This window comes from Streptomyces deserti, from assembly GCF_054782695.1.
Genome location: NZ_BAAGRZ010000086.1, coordinates 1 through 3997, shown reverse-complemented (window position 1 = coordinate 3997; position 3997 = coordinate 1). Strand labels below are relative to the sequence as shown.

General features: G+C 67.5%; 4 protein-coding genes and 1 pseudogene. 3 read left to right on the top strand and 2 right to left on the bottom strand.

Translation table 11 applies throughout. The annotated features are described in order from the left end of the window. Positions 1–1311 precede the first annotated feature (1311 nt). Positions 1312–1539 (bottom strand): annotated as a pseudogene (locus ACYVMZ_RS39105) (aromatic ring-hydroxylating dioxygenase subunit alpha); the annotation flags it as partial. On the opposite strand from ACYVMZ_RS39105, the gene ACYVMZ_RS39100 reads away from it, so the two are divergent. The 3 genes from ACYVMZ_RS39100 to ACYVMZ_RS39090 all read left to right on the top strand — a co-directional run bounded on the left by ACYVMZ_RS39100 (position 1528) and on the right by ACYVMZ_RS39090 (position 2473). After that, complete coding sequence (locus ACYVMZ_RS39100; protein ID WP_461088053.1) at positions 1528–1845, top strand: hypothetical protein; 318 nt, start codon at positions 1528–1530, stop codon at positions 1843–1845. The pseudogene ACYVMZ_RS39105 and the gene ACYVMZ_RS39100 sit on opposite strands and share 12 nt — an antisense overlap. Beyond that, entirely contained in the window at positions 1734–2054 is a 321-nt protein-coding gene (locus tag ACYVMZ_RS39095; RefSeq protein WP_461088051.1) for a helix-turn-helix domain-containing protein, read from the top strand. The genes ACYVMZ_RS39100 and ACYVMZ_RS39095 overlap by 112 nt, the downstream gene beginning before the upstream one ends. A gap of 197 nt (positions 2055–2251) precedes the next feature. After that, positions 2252–2473, top strand: coding sequence for a DUF2180 family protein (locus tag ACYVMZ_RS39090; RefSeq protein WP_461088049.1), 222 nt, complete (start codon positions 2252–2254; stop codon positions 2471–2473). 83 nt (positions 2474–2556) lie between these two features. Here ACYVMZ_RS39090 and ACYVMZ_RS39085 read toward each other — a convergent pair whose 3' ends face one another. Further along, a complete protein-coding gene (locus ACYVMZ_RS39085; RefSeq protein ID WP_461088047.1) occupies positions 2557–3423 on the bottom strand; it encodes an ion channel in 867 nt (288 codons plus the stop codon). Between the last annotated feature and the right edge of the window lie 574 nt (positions 3424–3997).

Sequence of the window (3997 nt, the reverse complement as noted above, 5' to 3'; positions counted from 1 at the left end):
ACCGCGCGACGGCGCAGCTCAAGCGGGTAACGGGAGGGTCGTGCCATGACTCAATCCTTTCACGGAATCGAGTCTCTACCTGACACGGGGCGGTTCAATGACCACATGTGACTGCCCTGGTCAGCGCGATGCAACAGCAACGCCCAGTCCAAGGCGAGCAGCGACCCTGCGATCAACCAGGCATCCAGCAGCCTCCGTAACCAGACCAGAGGCGTGCCGCTATCCGTAGCTGCGAGAACGAGCCCGGCGATCCCCAGCGCCAGACACATGGCGATCCCGGCAGGAGCCAGCAGTCCGGCTACCGAATGAAGAACACCGGCAGACCGTGCTGGAGATGAAGGAGTCTGCTCCACCACCAGATGGTGAAGGCCGCCTGAAACCAGTGAGACAGCGAGCAGCCTCAGGCGAAGGCGCACCCGTCCCATTGCCCTCCGGGCCCTGGCAAGCAGGGAAAGCGCAGCCAGAGCGTGCGCGGCCGGTACTCCTGCGCCGGCTCTCAGCAACGCGGCCGCCGCCACGAGTACTCCCCCGACCGCGGCAACCGCCAAGCCCACATACAGGGCATTGCCCGCCCCTGCTCTTTTCAGCCGGCCGATGCGGACGGAGGTCATCGAACCGCCTCGACCAGCCCGTGCCTGCACCATGGAACTCCTCGGGGTGGTCAACCTCAGAAGGGCAGCCACACAATCTTGGACGACCCCAGTGCGACAAGAGGGTAGGAGGATCTATATGCCCTCACCGTAGGAGCAGCGCGGATTTCGCCCGAAACAGCGACAGCAATGGTGTGTCGCCGACGCCGGCGACATTGCAGCTGGTAGCAGAACGCTGGTGATCCCGCGCAATTCCATTCCCCCCTGAGGGCAGAGCTCGGGACGGGAACGACGCGAAACCCAGCTCCTGGAAGCGTTCGAAGGCGGCCTCCCGGGCACGGCTCCCACAGGCTGCGCAGAGGGCCGGGAAGGATCATGTGCGCCGGACGCTGGCGGGCCGTGGGCACTGGTGAGGACAGATGATCGGCGCCCGCGCCTGCGAGCTCAGCTCTCACGGGGAAGGGGAGCAATGCTCAATCGTTGTGGATCACCCTGACGGAAGGAGGCGTACCTTCCCGATGGATCAATCGATGGGTCATCGAGCAAGGCCGGTGTTCGCAGCACCGGTCGGGCCAGCTCCACGCCCCCCCGTTATGTTCTTCGCGGTCCTGCAAGAGGGCCGCTGGCCTCCGGGCCCGGCATGGCTGTTCCCCCCTGTCGAAGGCATGACCTGGGGGGTGGTGTCACCGGGCCCGAGGGGTGCCGTTGGAGACGCTGATAAAGAGTGACATGTGCGGCTCGGCGTCCTCGGGCACTCGGCGTCCTCGGGCACGTATGCGGCCCACAGGCAGTAGGCCGGGCGTTCGGCGTTCTCCGGGACCAGGTCAAATGTCTGGTAGGGGTATTCGGTGCGGATGGTCATGACATCGCAGGAGTCGCGGCCGCCGATGCCCTCGGCGGCCAGCAGGCCGGCGCTGCGGTTCCCCTTCCCACCGGCGTGGGTGAACAGGCGGGGAAACTGGGACAGGAACACTTCGCCGAGCATGTCCTGCGTTCGGCGGCCCGACACCCGCAGATCGCCGTCAGCCGCCCACGGCCAGGGGCGAACGGTGTCGTCCGCTCCTACCGCGAAGCCCGCGAGACCTTCGACCTCGCCGACCGGCTCGGCGTGGACCGACCCGTGATCCCGCATCCGACTTGCTGGTGTTTCAGGTGCTGGGGCGGGACAGGGCGGCGATCACCGATCTGGTGGCCACGGTGCTCGGAAGCCTGGAGCAGGCCCGAGGCGAGCCAGGCCCGCTCCTGCAGACGCTGACGACGTACTCCGACAGCGGCTGCGCCAACACCGTCAGTGCACGACGACTCGGCCTCAGCGTCCGGGCGGTGGCCTACCGAATGGCCCGCATCCGTACCCTGACGGGTTACGACCCCGCCCTTCCAGACCAGCGTTACACCCTACAGACCGCCACCCTCGGAGCGCGCCTGCTCAACTGGCCCACACTCCCCTTGCGGCCCGCGGAGTAAACCTCCCCCCGGGCCGCAATCGGGGCGAATGGATACCACCTTCTCAATCCGGTTTCTGGTCCCAGCGCGGGGTCTGACGTGGGCCCTGGCGAGCCGGGCGCACTGACCTGGGCCCTGGCGAGCCGGGCGCGTTTTTCGACCATCTGCCGTGGAACCCAGCAAGGAACGATGGGGGGCAGCAGACCTCGGGAGTGGCCATGCAGTGCTATGACTGTCTCGCCCTGGATCGTACGACGACGGCTGTAGCCGTGTGCCGCTCGTGCGGCGCCGCGGTTTGTGGGGAGCACGTGCGCGAGGAACGAAAAGAGGTCCACGAAGTGGTTGGCATGGGCAAAGCCACCCATGATCCTTCAGCCCGGAACCTGCTCTGTGCCGTCTGTTCCCACGCTGAACGCGAAGTCTCGGACGAAGAACCGTGACGCCGGCCTGCTGGGCTCGGGGACTGTAGTGCGGTCTTCGGCTCAGCGACGGACGAGGTGAACTCGGTTGTCGGTGCGCCACGTCAGTGGGGGCCGTGGTCGTCGGCGTACGCGGCGAGAATCTGCTGCCGGGACTGTCCTGTGTGAAGGAACCTCTCGTCGAGTACGGCGGCGAGGTCGTCGAGCGCTGCCGCGAGGACGGACGCCGCGAGCCGGATACCCGCCTGCTCGGACTGTTGCGCTTGTTCTGCCCATGCGGAGGCGAAGTGGATGGTGCGGGGCAATGAGGTGTCGCCGGGGCCGTCGTGGAAGTAGTACGACTCGGGGTACTGGGTGAAGTCCACGCAGACGCGGGCGATCTCGCAGGCCAGCCCGTCCAGCATGGAGGCCCCGGTGCCGGAGTCCAGGTGCTGGGGCGTAAGGCCTGCGCGGCGCAGATGGTGAATACGCAGCGCCAGTGCACGGCGCCGCGCCAGTGCAGGATAGATGCCGAGGACCCAGGAGACGGTGGCGGTCAGCAGCGCGAACCCGACCATGGCTTGGAGAGGTGCGACGATGCGCAGCCAGCCCTCCGTAGGCGCGATGTCCCCCAGGCCGAGGGTGGCGACCATCACCAAGGAGACGTAAAGGGCCTCAACCGGCCCGGAGTGCTCGGCCGGATCCAGCCTGCTGGAGAACGTGAAGGCCTCCGGCATGTGCGGCCAGTACACCAGAGCCCAACCGATGGACACTCCGCCGGCCCACATCACCACCACGCTCACCAGGCCGAACGGCCCCACTAGCCCCGCCGCCCCTCGCAACGCACGGCCGCGGGAGAACAGGTGCCACAACCCCGTCATGACAGTGCGGCTCAGGCCCCCGTGACGGGTCGGGTGCCACAGTGTGTGGAAGACGTCCCGCAAGATGAGCAGCACGAGGGCAGCACCGGTCAGCGTGACCAGCCAGTCCACAGGACACGACCTCCTCGTCCGCACCGGCGGCGGTTCCGCCATGCTGTCGTGTCACCTGGCCGAGCCGGGCTACTACCGCCATGGCCGCAGGGGCTGCTCGCGCGGCACGCCGTAAGGCCAGGCACCATGAGGAGCGCCATCCGCGGGCGCTGACCGCCTGTCGCATCGGCCGCCGCTGCACCAGATGCAGAACCTTAAACGGCCATAGTCACCGCCGACCCGATCAGAAGCACTCATGACGGCGATACCGGGGTTTGGGCGATGATCAAGTCGCCGAAGCGGACATCGAGTCGCCCGCGTGACATCCACTACGCGTGCGCCGGGCACGGAGGGCGAGCAGCCGCAGGAACGACGACCCGAGCGGCGCGGAGCTACACGAACCCACCTGCTGAAGAAGCCAGCCAGCCAGCCACGCCAGGGACTGCAACGGGCGGTCACGGCCAGGACGGCTCGTTGCGGGGCACGACGACCACTTCTGGCATGACGCTGGTGGGGCGTAGGGACAGGGCGCACAGCACCGCATCGGCGACGACGTCGGGGTGTTGCAGCTTGGAGGTGTCCGCGTCGGGGAAGC